At 52.4% G+C, this 17,761-nt stretch carries 15 protein-coding genes; 14 read left to right on the forward strand and 1 reads right to left on the reverse strand.

The features are described 5' to 3' along the window. Positions 1–47 precede the first annotated feature (47 nt). The 6 genes from FHT67_RS25445 to FHT67_RS25470 all read left to right on the forward strand — a co-directional run bounded on the left by FHT67_RS25445 (position 48) and on the right by FHT67_RS25470 (position 9,349). Positions 48–1,319 carry a metal-dependent hydrolase gene (locus FHT67_RS25445; RefSeq protein WP_167201727.1) on the forward strand — a complete coding sequence of 424 codons (1,272 nt, stop codon included), beginning with the start codon at positions 48–50 and terminating at the stop codon, positions 1,317–1,319. Between the two features lie 162 nt (positions 1,320–1,481). Continuing rightward, positions 1,482–2,930 carry an SWIM zinc finger family protein gene (locus FHT67_RS25450; protein WP_167201728.1) on the forward strand — a complete coding sequence of 483 codons (1,449 nt, stop codon included), beginning with the start codon at positions 1,482–1,484 and terminating at the stop codon, positions 2,928–2,930. A 13-nt stretch (positions 2,931–2,943) separates the two neighbouring features. Beyond that, positions 2,944–4,752, forward strand: coding sequence for a hypothetical protein (locus FHT67_RS25455; RefSeq protein ID WP_167201729.1), 1,809 nt, complete (start codon positions 2,944–2,946; stop codon positions 4,750–4,752). Continuing rightward, on the forward strand, positions 4,728–5,822 hold the full coding sequence (locus FHT67_RS25460; RefSeq protein ID WP_132309377.1) for an ATP-binding protein: 1,095 nt from the start codon (positions 4,728–4,730) through the stop codon (positions 5,820–5,822). Before FHT67_RS25455 ends, FHT67_RS25460 begins: the two co-directional genes overlap by 25 nt. After that, positions 5,780–8,119, forward strand: a complete 2,340-nt coding sequence (locus tag FHT67_RS25465; RefSeq protein WP_167201730.1) for a DUF5682 family protein — start codon at positions 5,780–5,782, stop codon at positions 8,117–8,119. Before FHT67_RS25460 ends, FHT67_RS25465 begins: the two co-directional genes overlap by 43 nt. Positions 8,120–8,122: 3 nt before the next feature. Beyond that, positions 8,123–9,349, forward strand: coding sequence for a VWA domain-containing protein (locus tag FHT67_RS25470; protein WP_167201731.1), 1,227 nt, complete (start codon positions 8,123–8,125; stop codon positions 9,347–9,349). A gap of 61 nt (positions 9,350–9,410) precedes the next feature. Here the strand turns inward: FHT67_RS25470 and spoVB are convergent, their stop codons facing one another. Next, positions 9,411–10,958 carry a stage V sporulation protein B gene (spoVB, locus tag FHT67_RS25475; protein WP_167201732.1) on the reverse strand — a complete coding sequence of 516 codons (1,548 nt, stop codon included), beginning with the start codon at positions 10,956–10,958 and terminating at the stop codon, positions 9,411–9,413. Positions 10,959–11,068: 110 nt separating this feature from the next. Here spoVB and FHT67_RS25480 point away from each other — a divergent pair, with 110 nt between their 5' ends. From FHT67_RS25480 to FHT67_RS25515, 8 genes are all read left to right on the forward strand, one after another. After that, entirely contained in the window at positions 11,069–11,551 is a 483-nt protein-coding gene (locus FHT67_RS25480; protein WP_132309385.1) for a tetratricopeptide repeat protein, read from the forward strand. A 95-nt stretch (positions 11,552–11,646) separates the two neighbouring features. Beyond that, the gene (locus tag FHT67_RS25485) at positions 11,647–12,627 is read left to right on the forward strand and encodes an aldo/keto reductase (protein ID WP_167201733.1); all 981 of its coding nucleotides are present in this window, start codon (positions 11,647–11,649) and stop codon (positions 12,625–12,627) included. 118 nt (positions 12,628–12,745) lie between these two features. Continuing rightward, positions 12,746–13,396, forward strand: a complete 651-nt coding sequence (locus tag FHT67_RS25490; RefSeq protein ID WP_167201734.1) for a response regulator transcription factor — start codon at positions 12,746–12,748, stop codon at positions 13,394–13,396. A 68-nt stretch (positions 13,397–13,464) separates the two neighbouring features. Next, positions 13,465–14,247: an ABC transporter ATP-binding protein gene (locus FHT67_RS25495; RefSeq protein ID WP_167201735.1), complete on the forward strand. Its 783-nt coding sequence runs from the start codon at positions 13,465–13,467 to the stop codon at positions 14,245–14,247. Positions 14,248–14,365: 118 nt separating this feature from the next. After that, the gene (locus FHT67_RS25500) at positions 14,366–15,265 is read left to right on the forward strand and encodes an SDR family oxidoreductase (RefSeq protein ID WP_167201736.1); all 900 of its coding nucleotides are present in this window, start codon (positions 14,366–14,368) and stop codon (positions 15,263–15,265) included. Between the two features lie 296 nt (positions 15,266–15,561). After that, positions 15,562–16,338: a DeoR/GlpR family DNA-binding transcription regulator gene (locus tag FHT67_RS25505; RefSeq protein ID WP_132309395.1), complete on the forward strand. Its 777-nt coding sequence runs from the start codon at positions 15,562–15,564 to the stop codon at positions 16,336–16,338. After that, positions 16,331–17,140 carry an HAD family hydrolase gene (locus FHT67_RS25510; protein WP_167201737.1) on the forward strand — a complete coding sequence of 270 codons (810 nt, stop codon included), beginning with the start codon at positions 16,331–16,333 and terminating at the stop codon, positions 17,138–17,140. The genes FHT67_RS25505 and FHT67_RS25510 overlap by 8 nt, the downstream gene beginning before the upstream one ends. 361 nt (positions 17,141–17,501) lie before the next feature. Then, positions 17,502–17,750, forward strand: coding sequence for a spore gernimation protein GerQ (locus tag FHT67_RS25515; protein ID WP_132309399.1), 249 nt, complete (start codon positions 17,502–17,504; stop codon positions 17,748–17,750). Positions 17,751–17,761: the final 11 nt, after the last annotated feature.

A 17,761-nucleotide genomic window follows, 5' to 3' on the forward strand; every position in this document is an offset into this window, starting at 1 on the left:
TATTCGTTTACATATTAAGGAAATGAAACGGATAATGGGGGAGCCTATTGGATCTAATCATACATACGTTAATTCACGTTGCGGCCGGCGCCGGCACCGCTTATTTGTTCGGCAGAGCATACGCGGATTCACTAGGGAAGCGTTCCCTTTTGCTTCTCTTCGGAGCAATTGCCGGGCTGGCGCCGGATTTTACGAAGTTTTTTGGCGATTTGCTTTTTCACTCCGTCTTTTTTGTTCCGCTCATGGGATGGGTACTCGCTTATAGTTATTCCAAGGTCCAACAGGAAGTCTCGTTCAAGCGGATGTGGCTGACGTTCATGATAAGTGCAGGCACTCATTTGCTGATTGATTATATAGGCAACGGAGCAGCTTTGTTTTATCCGCTTATTGACCGTGAATACGAATTCAGCGTTATCGATCGGGACGATATCTTTGTCCTATTGCCGCTGCTGCTATCCTTGAGTATCGGGTTGTGGATTCGGAAGGGCAGGTATTTGGTTCTAGCCGGCGTCCTAACCACCTGCGTATATATCGGAGCTCTGGCCTATTCCAAGGCAGACCTGGAGCATAGCTTGATGGAAAGGTACAAACAGGACCATGTTGAGTCTTTGCTGACTTATCCGGATCCTTCTGGCAGGCATTGGAGGTTTATGCTGCGGACGGAGACTGCCGCCGTGTTTGGCCGCGCATCCCTCTTGGGGAACCGGATTGAAATCGACAATGAAAGCAGCTTCAGTACTCAACGCATGGAAAAAGCAGAGGCTGACGCCTCGCCGATAACCGTAGCCGGGACGATGACATTATCCAGAAACGATATGTTTGCGATTATGAATAAGCCTTATTTTATCGATATTGAGCTGGTTAACGGAATTTACTCCGAAGACTGGGCGCCGGGACCGTTCATGGGGCCGAATTGGAGCGGAGAATTTCATCTCGTGTTGAGGGATGACCTCGGCAATGAGCTCAGCCGGGTAGCTTTGAATGATTTTTACCAGGATCCTTTGCTGTTCAACTCTACGTTTGAGCTTTCGTTTGATGATTATAACGGAGACGGTGACCCGGATTTTACCATAGGGCAGTACGGAACAAGCAACGGGAATTACTACAAGCTATTTACTCTGACCGGCAGCAACGAGTTTCAGGAGCTGGAAGCGGGAGGAAGCGAGGGGCTCTTTATAAGCGCGGTGGACTCCACGTACTCCACCGGTCTGAACAAACTAAACGATTCATCGTTCCAAACCGATTACTACGATAATTCCACGGGCCAACACATGAAAAGTACATTTGCTTGGGATGGAAAAAAATTCATGAAACAATGAGAGAATGGAAGGCATGAAGATGCCTTCTTTTTTCATGGGGCCTGCGACCCTCTATCATAATTGAAATCATAGGCTCATACATTAGTTGATGGTTTCCTGAAACAGGAAGTTACACCAATTTGTCGAAGTTAATAGAATTCCTTAAAGGCTGAGAGGTAGATTATGACGTCACTAACGGAAGCTTACATTGATAGCTTGGCTCCCAATGCGGGAGCGATGAAGAACGGCCGGGATCTGGTGAAGAAGAACAGCTTCCCGGTGCTTCGAAGAACGGAAGACGGAACCTTGCTGTTTGGCGAATGCAAAGGAAGCGGAAAGGAACCGTACCGTTGCTCGGTTGATTTTGTTCAGCCGGATAGTCCGGTGTCGCGCTGCTCTTGTCCAAGCCGGCAGTTCCCCTGCAAGCATACGCTTGGATTAATGTATGCTTACGCGCTCGGCAAGCCGTTCGAGCTGGCGGAGCTTCCGCCGGATATCGCCGAGAAACGGGGCAAAGCGGAGAAGCGGGAAGAGAAGAAGAAGGAAACCGAAGCCGCTGAGTCAGGCGGTACGGCTCCTGCCAGACGCAAGGTTAACAAGTCGGCGCTGGCTAAGAAGATCAATGCCCAGCTTGAAGGCCTGCACCTATTGGAAAAAATGGTGCTGCAAACCGTTCAAGGCGGACTCGGCAGCTTGAGCAAGAAAAATATTCAGCTTCTCGAAGAACAAGCGAAGGAATTGGGCAATTACTATGTTCCCGGCGTGCAGGCCGAGTTAAGGGAGCTTATCCTGTTATTTGGCGATGAAGGGAACCGAGAAGCGGTTTATTCGAAGGCTATCGAGCAGCTGATCCGTATCCATTCGCTGGTTAAGAAGGGGAAAGCGTATTTGGAGCGGCGCTTAGCGGAACCGGAAATGCCGTTAGAAACGAATTCAACGATTGAGGAACAGCTTGGTCATGCGTGGCAGTTAGCCGAACTGAAAGAATATGGCCGCACGCGGCAAGCATCCGAGCTGCTGCAGCTTTCCTTCTTGTCGTATACCGATCTGGCAAGAGGAGAATACGTGGATGCCGGATGGTGGGCCGATCTGCAGGACGGAATGGTTCATGCCACGCGTAATCTCCGTCCGTTCCGGGCAGCCAAGCAGTTAAAGGAAGAGGATACCGTATACGCCGTTGTGCAAACGGATGAGTTGTACCAATATCCAGGCGAGATCAATGCCCGCGTAAGGTGGGAAAAGGGAACATTCCGCGAGGCTGCCGTGCAGGATTACAAGGCGGTAAAGGGAGCAGCAAACGGCTCCTTCCCGGATGTGATCAAACAAGTGAAAAACATCATTAAAAATCCGCTGTCGGGCCGCAATCCGGTGGTGCTTATCGCCTACCATACGATCGAGAGGTCCGGAGAGGGCTACCTGTTCCGGGATAAGCAAGGCAAGCCGATTCCGGTTACATCGGACATGATCGCTACGCCTGCGCGATTCGAGACGGTTGTGCCGTTAATGCAGGAAGAAGAGCTGCGGGATCAGGCAGCATTAGTCATGTTCCGGCATGACATGGACAGCGGACGTCTGTCGGCGCAGCCGATGAGCATCATTACGGATAGCCGGATTATTCGGCTGTTGTATTAGAGGAGTGACTACCATGAGCGTAGATCTGTTGCTTGACCTTCAGGTTGAGGTTCGAAGATTATTTATTGCCGGCAGCAGCCTGTCCGAAGGGGATATCCGGTTATCGAAGCTGCTCCCTTCCTTGCAAAAAGCCGGGGAGGCGGCGCCTGTCTTTAAACGGTTGGCAGATACAACGGAGGATCTTATCCAAGCCCCGCGCGCCGAAAGCGCTTCGAAGCTGCTGGAGCTGGCCACGCTGCTCAGCGCCGTCCTGCACACGCAGGGCAAAACCGATGTGGCGGGAGAGACGCAGCCCGTCAATAGCGCAGGACTGTCGCTTCCTACGGAGGTAACCTTCCGGAGATTGCATCCGCTGCTTGAAGCCTTAACGACAAAGGGCTCGGGCAGGCTGGAGCAGATCCGTCAGGCTTGCGAAGACAGGTGCTTCCTGGATCTTCGGGCATTGCCCGCTTTATGCAGCGCGCTAGACGATGTTTATTCCGAAATCCCGGAATTCATTCAGCAGAAAATGCTGCCGGAGTTTGGCCAAGCGGCTGTTCCCTTACTTCGGAACCAGCTGAATCTGCAGGGCGGCAAAGGGGACGCAAGACGACTTCAGCTGCTTCATCTCCTGCAAGGGGAATCCGCGCTGGAGCTCGTAGCGGAAGCCGGCGCATCGGGTGCTCCTGAATTAAAGATTGCGGCTATCGAGCTGCTCAGCGGCTACGAAGGTCAAGAGGGCTTCCTGCTTGAGCAGAGCCGGGAAAAAAGGAAGGAAGTCCGCGAAGCGGCCTATAATGCCCTTGCGCGGCTTGCAACCATTCCTTGCCAAGACCGCTTGTTTGAAGCCGTCGCTTCGAAGGATGCAGAGCTTGTTATTTACCCGATTCGCAAATGTTCGGCGATTGCGCTTCATAAGCGAATCATCGGACACGCGGATGAACAGCTGGACCGTTATGCGGCCAGCGAAGGCAAGGCGAAAGAAGCTGCACTGCAGCAGCTGTATAACGATCTGCGCTGTTTGAGCGGGCATGCGCATGAGCTCGCCGAGGCAGCCTTCCCGATGCTTGGCAAACTGATGGCAACCGATGAATTCATGACTGCAGACGCGGGGGGCGTGCAGGACGCGGCGGCAGAGCTTCTGCTGGCGATGGAATCGGAAGCGGCCGATCGGTTTGCGATTGGCCTTCATTCCGCCTATAAAGGCAAATTTATCGGATACAGCTTCCGCGCTGCCTTTAGGCAATTGTCTCCGGCAGAGCTCTACGACCGGTATGCGGATGCCATCAAGGGACGTTCGGCGCCCGCAAAGCTGCTGCAGCAAGCGATTCAGCAAATCGTTCACGACCAGCTGGCGAGCAGCGATGAATGTGCCGATGCCGTTCCGCAAGAGGCTTGGGACCGGCGCTGGGTGAAGGCGCTGGCCGGTCAGGATTTGACGGATCTGGTCTGCGCATTTACGCATGAGAATGACCGGGACGTTACGTCTTACTTAGTATCGAAGCTGAAGGACGGCTCAAGAGTTAACGATTACCGGACGCAAAATGTGCTGCTGACGTTATTTCGCGTTGGGTTCAAGGAAGCTCCCGAGCTGTTCATGGGGATGCTTGAGAACAAAACCTCCCGCAGCTTCTATTACATAGACTGGCGGATGAAGCAGCTGTTCGCCTCGATGCCGAAGGCTTACGCGCCACGTCTGCGCGCGTTTGCGGAAGCTCTTGCTTACGAATCGGTTAAAAATGAATTGCTGGAGATTGTCGAGGCATTGGAAGCCATGCCAGACGATATGGCAGGGGAGAGTGGAAAGGGAGTATGGGCATGGATCAAAAACAAAATGTATTGAGATTACCGGCGGAGCAGCTGTATGCGCATGAGCTTGAAGCGCTGAAAGCCGCCGATAAGAATAACGAGAAGCCGGCGGGCTGGCAGCTGTCGCCTAAAGCAGTGCTAACCTTTATTACCGGCGGCCAGGCGGGCGAGACCACGATTACTCCGAAATATATCGGCAATAAACGGCTCGTCGAAATGGCTATAGCAACTCTTTTGACAGACCGGGCGCTGCTCTTGATCGGCGAGCCGGGAACGGCAAAATCATGGCTGTCGGAAAATCTGACCGCCGCGATCCACGGCGACTCTTCCAAGGTTGTGCAGGGCACGGCAGGCACGAGCGAGGAGCATGTCCGTTACTCCTGGAACTATGCGCTTCTGCTTGCGCAAGGCCCGTCGGACCAAGCGCTCATCCGAAGCCCGATTCTTCGTGCCATGGAAGGCGGAGGAATCGCCCGCTTTGAGGAGATTTCCCGCTGCGCTTCCGAAGTGCAGGACGCTTTGATTTCCATCCTGTCGGAGAAGACGATAGCCATTCCCGAGCTTGGCAGAGAAGTTCCCGCCGAACGCGGCTTCTCCATTATTGCTACGGCTAATACAAGGGACCGCGGCGTTAACGAGATGTCGGCTGCTTTGAAGCGCCGCTTTAATATTCTGGTGCTGCCGGCACCTTCAAGTCTGGATACCGAGATCGATATCGTGCGCCGCCGGGTAAGCGAAATATCGACGAACTACGAGCTGCGCGCATCGCAGCCGGATGACGAGGCGATCCGCAAGGTCGTTACGATTTTCCGCGAGCTTCGCAGCGGCCTGACGCTTGACGGCAAAGAGAAGGTAAAGTCGCCAAGCGGCGTAATTTCGACGGCCGAAGCGATCTCACTGCTTACGGGCAGCATGGCGCTTGCCGGAAGCTTCGGCACCGGCGAACTGACTGACGAGGATATCGCAGCCGGGCTGCAAGGGGCCATCGTGAAGGATGATACGAAGGATCAGCAGGTGTGGAAGGAATATCTCGATAACGTGATGAAAAAACGGGGGGCGTCATGGCGAAGCCTGTACAACGCGTGCGCGGAGATGAACGGTTGAGCGGACCGCATTATTTCGGCATCAGGCACTTATCGCCGGCAGGCTCCTATCATCTCCTCGCCCTGCTCGGGGAGGTAAAGCCGACTGCGGTATTAATCGAGGGTCCAAGCGACGCGGGTATTCTTGCCGAGCAGCTGACCGCCCGCGGCGTAGTCCCGCCGGTGGCCATGCTGGCTTATACGGACCGGCTGCCCGTGCGTACGCTGCTGTATCCGTTTGCCGACTATTCCCCGGAATATCAGGCCTTGTTATGGGCCAGAAACCATAATTGTCATTCGGAGTTTATCGATTTGCCGACGGAGGTATCTCTTGCCCTTGCCGACGCGAGAAGGGATGCGGTACCGGATCTGTCGGATGGCAGCTTGACGGAAGCCGCCCCTCCTGCGGATCTTTATAGCAGGATAGCCGAGCTGTCCGGCGAACCGGATTACGAGGCGTATTGGGAGCGGCATTTCGAGCATCGTTTACAGCCGGGCGCTTACCGCAGCGCAATCCGTGCGTATGCGCATGAGATGCGCGAGCTGACGGATCAGGAGGAGCAGAAGCTGACACCGCGAGGCTACGCCTATAACGAGATTCGGGAAGCCTTCATGCGGCGTAAAATTCAAGATACCATTACAGCCGGACACAAGCCGGATAAAATCGTTGTGGTCAGCGGCGCCCATCATACCTCGGCGCTGAACTCAAAGCTGCCGGCGATGACGGATGCCGAGGTTAAAAAGCTGCCACGGGTACCATCCAAGATGACCTTAATGCCTTATTCCTTCTATAAATTATCCTCCCATTCCGGCTATGGGGCAGGCAATCAGGCGCCTGCTTATTATTCGCTGCTGTGGCAATGCATGAAGCAAGGAAAAATGAAGGAATTGCCGGCCTTATATCTGTCCTCCGTTGCCAAGCAAATGCGGGAGCAAGGAACATGGCGTTCGACGGCTTCGGTCATCGAGGCAGTGAGAATGGCAGATGCGCTGGCGTTTATGCATGATGGCGTGCTGCCGACCTGGAAGGATCTGCGGGACGCGGCCACCGTGCTTTTTGGCTTTGGGGAATTCTCGTCTGTCGCAGAAGCGCTTGCGAGAGTCGATATCGGAACGGTGATCGGCAGCTTGCCGGAAGGCGTCAGCCAGACTCCCGTGCAGGATGATTTGAACCGCGAGCTCAAGCGGCTGAAGCTGGACAAATACAAGACGCTTGTTGCCTCCGGTCTGGAGCTGGATCTGCGGGAAAACAGGCGGGTGAAATCCGAGGAATCCGCATTCCTTGATTTGAATCGTTCTATTTTCCTGCACCGGCTGGCCGTGCTGGGAATCCGATTCGCCCGCAAGCAGCGGGTCAGTCAGACGGATGCGACTTGGGCGGAGCATTGGGTGCTTCAATGGTCGCCGGAAGCCGAGATCGAGACTGTGGAATCCACCCTGAAAGGCGAAACGGTAGAGCTTGCAGCCGCTTATGTTATTCATGAAGAGCTGCTGGCCTGCGCGAACATCGCCGAGGCAGCGAAGCTGATCCGCAAATCCTGCGAATGCGGGCTGCCGCAGGTGATGGGGCAGGCGACCGGCGTTTTGCAGCGGCTGGCCGTTGACGCCGGAAGCTTCGAGCAAATTGCCGAAACGGTTCAAGAGCTGTCCGTTCTGCTGCAGTACGGCTCCATTCGCCGGATCGAGACGGAGACCTTGGAGCCCCTTATGCAGCAGCTATTTCTGCGCGGTACCCTTATGCTGCAGGATGCGGCAGGCTGCAATGACGATGCGGCAGCAGGGATGGTGACCGCTATTCAAGCGATGAATGCGGCGGCGGAAGAGCATTACCAGCTCGTGGACGGGGCGCTTTGGATGAATAGGCTCAAGGAGCTTGCGGCCCGGGATGACCGCAACGCAAAGCTGTCCGGGTTTGCCTTTGCGATCGTGCTAGAGAAGAATGAAGCGGGCGAAGAGGAATGCGCGAGGGAGGTATCGCGCCGTCTGTCGCCCGGTATTCCGGCGGACATCGGTTCCGGCTGGTTCGAAGGCATGTCGATGCGCAACCGTTACGCGTTGTTGTCGAGGGATTATTTATGGCGACAGCTGGATGAATACGTGAATTCGCTCGAGGAAGAGCCGTTTAAGCGCTCGCTTGTGTTTTTGCGGCGCGCGTTCGGCGGCTTCGAACCTAGGGAAAAAGCGGCAATTGCCGAGCTGCTGGGCGATTTGTGGGGAAGCGGCGCGGAACCAACCGGCGAGGCCCTTCAACGTCCGCTTAACGACGATGAAAAGGAGCAGCTGGATGAACTTAACGACTTTGACTTTGGAGATATATAGCCTATGACGACAATGGATCCGGAACAAGTCAGACGCTGGAGGCTTATATTGGGAGCTTCTGCCGAACAAAAGCTGCAGGGAGCGGGAGGTCTGCAAGGAAGGCCTCTTTTAAGCGATGAGGATCTGCTGATGGATGAAGCCCTAGCGGCAATTTACGAAGGGGAAGGAGGAGCCGGGCTTAGCGGCCAGGGTAACGGCCATGCATCCAGATCCCGCTCTGCCGGTCTTGGTGCCTCTTCTCCCAAGCTGGCTAAATGGCTTGGCGATGTGCGGCATTTTTTTCCGCCGGATGTGGTTTCCGTCATTCAAGCCGATGCCGTAGAACGCAAGGGGCTCACCCAGCTGTTATTCGAACCCGAGCTGCTGTCCCAGGTTAAGCCCGATATCGGAATGGTCGCCACCTTAATGTCGCTTCGCGGCCAAATTCCGGAGCGTACGAAAGAGACCGCGCGGGCACTCGTTCGGGAAGTGGTGGACGATATCATGAAACGCCTCGAGCAGGATCTTACCCGTGCGGTTACCGGCTCTTTGAACCGGAGGCAGCATTCTCCGCTGCCTTCTTTAAGCGGTCTCGACTGGGGGGCCACGATCCGCAAAAACCTGAAGCATTACGATCAGGAGCGCCGGCTGCTTATCCCCGAGAAGGTCTATTTCTTCGACCGCGCTCGGAAAAGCAAGGAATGGACCGTTATTCTCGATATCGACCAAAGCGGCTCGATGGCAAGCTCCGTTATTTACGCGTCGCTTGTTGGGTCCATCTTTGCGAGCATGCCGTCTTTGGAGACAAAGGTGGTGGCCTTTGATACCGAGGTGGTGGATCTAAGCGAGCAATGCGCCCACGACCCGGTGGATATGCTGTTCGGCATTCAGCTTGGAGGCGGAACCGACATCAATAAATCGCTCCAATACTGCGAGCCGTTTATAACCGAGCCGAAGAAATCGATCTTTATTCTTGTCTCCGACCTGTATGAAGGCGGCAACCGGACCGAGATGATCCGGCGGTTGAAGGAGATGCATGAGTCCGGCGTAAAAACCGTCTGTCTGCTCGCGCTGTCGGATGACGGCGTGCCGTCCTATGACGAATCGGTCGCGAAGAAGCTGGCGCAATACGGCATTCCTTGCTTTGGCTGCACGCCGGATAAATTGGCGGAGCTGATCGAGGGCGCTTTGAGAGGAATGGACCTGCAGAAGCTTGCCGACCGGATGGGGCAATCCGCGAAAGGGAATTAAACGTATAGTAAAAAAGCCTGCAGACGGACTGCAGGCTTTTTTTTGTGCTTAACCAAATCGATTACGGCAGCGGTAACGCGCGTCGAAAGCTTTTCCAATTAATGGTGTTGGTTAACATAAGGGTTATGAAATAGAAGAGAGTGGAAAGGGCAATGGAGGCAACCATGCTCCATAACATCGGCCATCCTTCGTAGGTGAAGAATGCCATGGACCAGCGTCCGAAGAGAGCCATGAGCACCATGCACAAGCCTACCTTAATGTAGGGCTCTGCCGGCCAATAGAAGCCGATCGAGCTGGAGATCGAGAAGAAATTAAGCATCATCTGCAGAACCATGCCAATCCCGATGCCAAACGCAACCCCAACAATGCCGAATTGGCTGCCAAACACAAAGATGGAGACGGCTTTGAAGGCGGTGGAGATGATAAAGTTCCACAATGCGGCGTTCGTCCGGCCAAGCCCCAGAAGAATGGCATGCAGCGGCGCGTCAAAATAATGAAAGAAAAACATCGGAGCCAGGATCTGAAGCAGCATTCCCGCATCGGGAGCCCCGTATATTACGGAGGTTAGCGGCGTTGCCCACTGAAATAAAATAACGGTTGCCGGTGCCCCAATTAGGAGACCTACAATCATCGCCTGATTCATTCGTTCGTGAATGAGCAGCGTGTTCTTGCTGACCGCCGCTTCGCTGATGGCAGGAACTAGTGCAGTTGATAGAGAATTGGTTATGAAGCTGGGCATAAAAAGCAGCGGGAATGTGTAGCCGGCCAGCAAACCAAACTGCTTGGTCGCCATAGCCGTGCCGATGCCGGCCATCGCAAGACTAGTCGTAATCAGCAGAGGCTGAAAGGCGCTGTATAACGAATGTATAACGCCTTGGCCCGCCGTTGGCAGTCCCAGATTAAGCAGCTCGTTAAGCGTGCTTCTTCCGTGCTTGAGATGGTTTTTCCACGTTTCTCCCGCCGCCTTCCGCTCGCCGTATAGCTTGTAGCTGGCTGCCAGGAAGAGAAGGCTGATCATCTCGCTAATGACGGAAGCGGCCATGGCGCCCGCGGCCGCATAAGCAACGCCATAGGGCAGCAGCAAATGGACAAGCGCCAAAACGCAGGCAATTTGCACCGTATGCTCAAGGACATCGGATGCGGCAATTGCCTTCATCTGCTGCATGCCGCGGAAATAGCCCTTCAAGACGGCGGAGATTGCTACAATCGGAGCAATCGGCGTAATCGCCAGCATGGCTAGATAAGCTCTCTGGTCGCTTAACAGAATCGATGAAATCCATTCCGAAAAAATAAGCGAGAACGTCGTCAGCGAAATGCTGAGTACGGATGTGATCGCAAGTGAGACATTCAGAATCCGCCTGATCTTGGCGCGGTCGCCCTGTTCGTTGGCTTCGGCGACCAGCTTGGAGATGGCAACCGGAAGTCCCAGCTCCGTAATCGTTATGACCAGCGGAACAAGAGGATGCGCCATCATAAGAAGGCCAATGCCTTCCGCGCCTAACGCGCGGGCGATGTACATGCCGCTGATAAAACCGAGGATCCGGTTGATGAAAGCGGCGGCCGACAAGACTAACGTACCTTTTACGAACGATGATTTAGGATGTGCCATACTTTCCTCCCGAAAAAAACGCTTGAATACTTAAGTGTATTCACCGATTGGAAAAGCATGCGAACAAGCTGCTTGCATGGCGGGAGGCTTTTTTGGAAGGAGCTGTAACCTTGAATGAATTGGAGATCGCCGTACAATTAAGAGAATCGGGACAACTAGAGGAATCCAGATTGATGCTGCTGGCGTTGGTTGAACGATATCCCGCTAATCCGTCCGTCTGTTATCAATGCGCATGGGTGCATGATACGATGGGACTGGAGAGGGAAGCCGTCCCTTATTATCAAAAATCCATAGAGCTTGGCCTTAGCGGCGAGGATCGGCAAGGCGCTTATTTGGGATGGGGGAGCACTTGCCGCACATTGGGAATGTACGCTGAGGCGCAATCCGTATTCCGGGAAGCGATAAGCGAATATCCGGATAACCGGGAGTTTCAGGTGTTCTACGCAATGGTGCTTTATAATCTTCGGGAGCATGGAGCCGCAATGGAGATCCTGCTGAAGCAGCTGGCGGAGACGAGCCAAGACGAAGGGATTCAATCCTATCGCAAAGCTTTGCTCTTCTATGCGGATAAATTAGACCAGAGATGGGACTAGGCATGCAATTTGGGATTTTTGCCAGACCAGTCTTGACTTGGAGTTAACTCCAAGTGCGATAATAGGTTGGACGAAAAGGAAAGCAGGGGATATGGATGGAATACGTGAAATTAGGAAATACGGGTTTGGATGTTTCCCGCCTTTGTCTTGGCTGCATGAGCTTTGGTGAAGTGGAGCGTTGGAATCATCCGTGGATTCTGGATGAAGAGAACAGCCGCCCGATTATTAAGAAAGCACTGGATCTCGGCATCAATTTTTTTGATACCGCTAATATTTACTCTACCGGAGCAAGCGAAGAAATCGTCGGCCGCGCCTTGAAGGATTACGCTAACCGTGATGAGGTCGTTATTGCAACGAAGGTATTCTTCCGCATGCAGCCGGGCCCGAACGGCGCGGGTCTTTCCCGTAAAGCGATTATGAACGAAATCGATAACAGCCTGAAGAGACTGGGAACAGACTATGTAGATTTGTATCAGATTCACCGCTGGGACTACGATACCCCAATTGAAGAGACAATGGAGGCTTTGCATGACGTCGTGAAAGCAGGCAAAGCAAGATACATAGGGGCCTCCGCCATGTACGCCTGGCAGTTCCAGAAAGCGCTGCATGTCGCGGAGCAGAATGGCTGGACCCGGTTCGTCGCGATGCAGAATCATCTCAACCTCATGTACAGGGAGGAAGAACGCGAGATGATGCCGCTGCTCAAGGAGGAGAAGATTGGCGCCATTCCGTACAGTCCTCTTGCCTCCGGAAGATTGGTTCGCGACTGGGGTACCGTTACGCACCGCTCCGAAACCGATCAGGCTCAGAAGATGAAATATGACGCATTCGCCGAGCAGGACCGCGTTATTGCCGAACGTGTTGCGGAAATTGCGAAGCGGCGCGGCGTTCCACGCGTTCAGGTTGCCCTGGCATGGCTGCTGCAAAAAGAACAGGTAACGGCGCCGATCATCGGCGTAACAAGCATGGCTCAGTTCGAAGAGACAATCGGATCGATCGAGCTTGCGTTAACGCCGGAAGAGATCAAATATCTGGAGGAACCGTATGTTCCTCACCGCGTTGTTGGTGCGTTGTAAGCCGGGAAAAAGCTGGTTCCTTATCGGAGCCAGCTTTTTTTGTGACTATTTTATTCGGTAATAGTGGAAAACAATGCCGAGGAATGGGCAAGACTGATAGTTGGAGAGTGGGTGACGTATGTACTTGCTGCTGGCCGATGACGAGCCGATGATGCTGCAAATTTTACAAAGCTATTTTATGAAAGAGGGCTTTAACGTGCTGACAGCCGGGGATGGCGAAGAAGCGCTGGAATTGTTTTACGAGCATCGGGTGGATCTTGCCGTATTGGACTGGATGATGCCGAAGGTGAACGGGGTAGAGGTATGCAAGGAGATCAAAAGGGTCAGCCGGACCAAAGTATTGCTCCTGACGGCGAAAGGCGAACCGGAAGAGGAGCTTTATGCTCTAAATGCCGGTGCGGATGACTACGTGCCCAAGCCTTTTGATCCGAGAGTGCTGCTTGCCCGTGCTTGCAAATTGTTGAATGGGGCTTCTCAGCTGCGGTCAGACGATCTGGTGGTGGATATGGAAGCTCAGAAAATATACCGTGACGGCAACGATGTGCAGGCAACCTCGAAGGAATTCCAGATCATGAAGTATCTCATCCAGAACAAGGGTCAGATCGTCCCAAGGAAAATGCTGCTGGATCTAGTATGGGGATTCGACTACTACGGGGATGACCGGACGGTGGATACCCATATCCGCAGTCTGCGGGAGAAGATCGGGGAGACCCGGATCAAGACGTTCCGGGGCTTAGGGTATAGTCTGGAGGAGCATCCGGATGAGTAAGCTCGGTCCTTTCGTCGAGGGTTACCGCATAATATATAACACTCGGGTAAAAGGTGGTGGGGATAACTATGAAGATCCAGATCCGGAACTTAAACAGCACCTCGACGCCAACGCTTTTCCATCAGTATTCGATGATCGACTCCATTCGGGATTTCAATCTTACCATTGAACCCGGCAAAATTTATGGTTTAGTTGGATCCATGGGCAGCGGAGGCTGGCTTCTCAGTTATTTTTTGGCCGGAAAAGAAGAACTGTTGTCGGAATGTCTGGATATGTCCCACTCGATCGTAACCTTGGATGACGATCCCGTTAATAATGAAGTCTTAAAGCGTATTTCTTGTTATGTAGGCGAAGGGGTCGCCGAGTTTCCGTATCGCAGCTTCAAAACCTATCCCGGTCCTCTTACATGGAAATTAAAAAAAGTACGGTCGGTTGCCGACCAGATTGCAGAGGGAATCAAGCGGAGCGGGAATCCGCTGACCTTGGGGCAAATCGCCGGGATGTTCGAATTAACCGGCTTGGATAAACCAAAGCGCTATCAAGGCAAAATTCATCGCCCTCTTGCATTCAACAGCGGCGAACGATGGAGAGCTTCCCTGGCGATTGGCTATGCTTTTCAAAAACAGCTCTATTGCGTCCCTTGGATCGAACCCCATGGACTCTTCTATATCCTTGGGCAGCTTGGGAGAAAGCTGCTTGGCATCCTTAGAGACTCCGGTGCTTCAGTGATCATCCCCGTGAGCGATGAGAAATATATTGCGGGTCTGGCCGATGAGATTGTCTATTTGAAGCCCTGTGATTTCATGAAGGACGACCTAGCGGATGAGAATGCCATAAAGTTAACGGAATAATCATGAAAGCCGCACAGGAAGTGCGGCTTTTCGCATTGGCTACAGGATACCGTCCGGCATCTATTTGATGCTGAAGAATAAGATGGAGACAGGAAGTTTATTTCGGAGAGGTGAAATCATGTCTTATCTCTATTATCCCTATATCGGCTGGAAGCAGCAGTGCGCCAATGTGCCGCTCGTCTTTCCGCCGCAGCACCAGAACCGCCATCCGGGATTTGAATATCCGATGACCCCGCGCCCCTTGTCGGATAACCCGTATTATAAAGGTAGCGGGAAGCTCCAGGATAAGGTGGCCATCATATCCGGTGGAGACAGCGGAATTGGCAGGGCCGTCGCTATCGCTTTTGCCAAGGAAGGGGCGGATCTGGTTATTCCTTATTTGGATGAGCATCGGGATGCGGAAGAAACCAAACAGATGATCACGGGGCTTGGACGCAGCTGCGTAATGATGCCTATCGATTTACGGATTGAAGAGAATTGCAAGAAGGTTGTAGATACTGCGATAAAGACATTCGGAAAATTAAATATTCTGGTAAACAATCATGGCGTCCAGTTTCATAAGAAAAGCATCCTGGAAATTACGCGGGAACAGCTGATGAATACCTTCCAGACGAATATTATCTCTTTTTTCGATATGACCAAAGCAGCCTTGCCCCATCTACGCGCGGGAAGCACGATTATTAATACAACGTCGGATACGGCATTTTCGGGAATGGCGAATATGGTCGATTATACCGCTACCAAAGGGGCTATCGTCTCGTTTACGCGCTCCTTATCGCTGCAGCTGGCAGAGAAGGGAATACGGGTAAACGCCGTTGCGCCGGGTCCAACCTGGACACCGTTAATCCCTTCGGCATTTACGGCAGAGGAGATCACGACCTTCGCTACGGACGTTCCCTTAAGACGTCCGGGGCAGCCGTTCGAGCTAGCGCCAACTTACGTGCTGCTGGCATCCGACGATTCATCCTACATATCGGGACAAGTATACTTCGTTAATGGCGGTTCGATTGTGACCTAACGTGACAAAGCCGAGTGAATAGGAAAAAATATCCTCCTATGCTTGATAAGCGTCATAAGTTTAATACACAGGAAGATCATTAATGTCTAGATTTCGATGAGTTGAAGCTTACATAATGGAGAAAGGCAACCGCCGAACCATCGGCTGTTGTCTTTTTTTTTGCGCATATTTAAGTCATTTTCGTTTAAATGCATTAATTTGTTGCATTAATGATGATAGAGGCATACAATGGCTTATATAATGTTGCACAACGACTTAATTGTTTGAGAAAATCCGGAAGAGGTGGTAAAGAGGTTATGTTTCAGGAAGAACGAATCAACGCCATAATGGAGCATCTCAATGAGCATAAGCGGATCGATATAAAGGACATGTGCCAAAAATTCGACGTATCCCGCGATACGGCACGCCGGGATCTGCTCAGGATGGAGGAGCTTGGTCTTATTCTCCGAACGCATGGGGGAGCGGTTTTGCCTAAGAAGTCTATGGAAGTATTCGAGTACAAAGACCGGCTTGTCAAGGAGTCCGACGTCAAGCGCGATATCGGACGCCTTGCCGCATCGATCGTAAAAGACGGTGACTATATTATGATGGACGCTTCAACGACCGTACAGTTCACCGCCGAGCACATTACGGCTGAAAGAGTGGTTGCCGTTACGAATTCCATTGACATTGCAGATGCCTTATCGCGGAAAAATGCCGTAAGGACGTATTTGCTGGGCGGCGAGTTAAATATCAAACATCGCTTCCTGTTCGGTCAAGCGACGATCGATAACCTGGCCAATTACCAAGTGGATAAATTATTCCTTGGCGCATGCGGAATTACGGCAAACGGTTTATCCTATCCCGATGTGGAGGATGGGGCAGTCAAACGCGAGATGATCAAGAAAGCGAACCAAGTTATTTTGTTGGCAGACCATACGAAATTCGGCGAACAGATGTTTTATAAAATCGGAGGTTTGGACGCCATTGATCTCCTGATTACGGATCAGCATCCTGACCGGGACATGATGGAGAAGCTTGCGGAGCATCGTGTGGAACTTCGCGTCGTAACGGAGGAGGATTTGGATGATTAAACTTATTGTCAGCGATTTGGACGGCACGCTGCTTGATCAAGGCAAGCAGATTAACGAGCGGGACCGCCGCGCGGTAAAAAAAGCCTTTGATAGCGGTCTTGATTTATGCATCGCATCCGGCCGGATGAATGCCGAGATTACTATCATTATGCGGCCTTTCCCGAATAAATATCATGCGGTTGGTCAGAACGGAGCAACCGTCCGGCTAAATAACCGGCGTCTGCTTGGCGCGAAGGATTTTGCTCCCGATTTATCCCTGCAATTGCTTCAAGCCGTCCCTCGCGAGGAATTCATCAGCTTCGTTCATTGTACGGATGACTCTTATTATGCGCGGGTGCATAATGAAGTTTCCCGTTCCTATGAGAAGCGTATTATGTCCGAGAGCTCCGTTCATAACAGCCTGGAGGATGCTCTGGCGAATGATGAATTTCGTTGCAGCAAGCTCGCTTGCTTCGGGGAGTCAGGCGAGCTGAGCAGGTTGGAAGCACGGTTAAACCGCCAATTTCCCGGGCAGATTGAGACTTTTATCAGCGATAAGGATTGTTTGGACATTATGCCGCTTCACGTCTCCAAAGGCACGGGGATATCGCTCCTCATTCGGGAATTGGGCATTGCGCCGGATGAAATCGCATGTATCGGAGACTCGTTTAACGACCTTTCGATGTTTGCCTTAACGCCGCATAGCTTTGCCATGGCCGAAAGCCATGATGAAATCCGCGGGCAGGCGAGCACGATTGTACATTCCGTTGCTGAAGCTATCGATCAAATCCTTGCCTATAATACCATGTCAGTCGCGAACTAACGGCCTTAGGCACTTATTTGCCGGAGATTAACGATCAAGCTGCGATCACGATGAGCCGCCTGGATCTCCGTTTCCCTTAGTTACGCTCATTTATTTTATCGGCTTCGTATTCCTCTGCATAGGTCTGGAAATAAGCCTTATCAATTTCCCGCCGTCGCTCCTCTCCAAACCATTTTCCATTCCTGCCTCTAACGCAAGCCTGGCCGTTATTTTATTTTGGATCTCCATGATAATCGGGAGACTCTTCTCCGGTTAAATTGCCATGCCGGTTGTAGATCAGAAGGGGCGCGTTGAATAAGAACATATACCCGGAAGCAACATAAAATTGGCTTGTCATTAATTTTTTGGAATAGGTGGATGAATGGATAAACAACAACGATTAGCAGCACATGAATCGCTGGAAATTCACGAAGCACTTAACTTAAAAACTTTGGCTCTGGCAAAATCGAAGCTTATGCAAGGTTTAGTATTCGACCAAGAGCTCAGGGATTTGATGGAAAAGGATGTCCAGCAGACAATGCAGGCTATAGCCGATTTGCAAGCGGTATACGCAAGAGCTCCTTTTCGCGCTCTCGTACCGGATGTAAGGCCGACACCCATTTTAAATTGAAGGGGGGATGA

Origin of the sequence: Paenibacillus sp. BK720 (assembly GCF_011761545.1) — a bacterium.
GTDB lineage: Bacteria > Bacillota > Bacilli > Paenibacillales > Paenibacillaceae > Pristimantibacillus.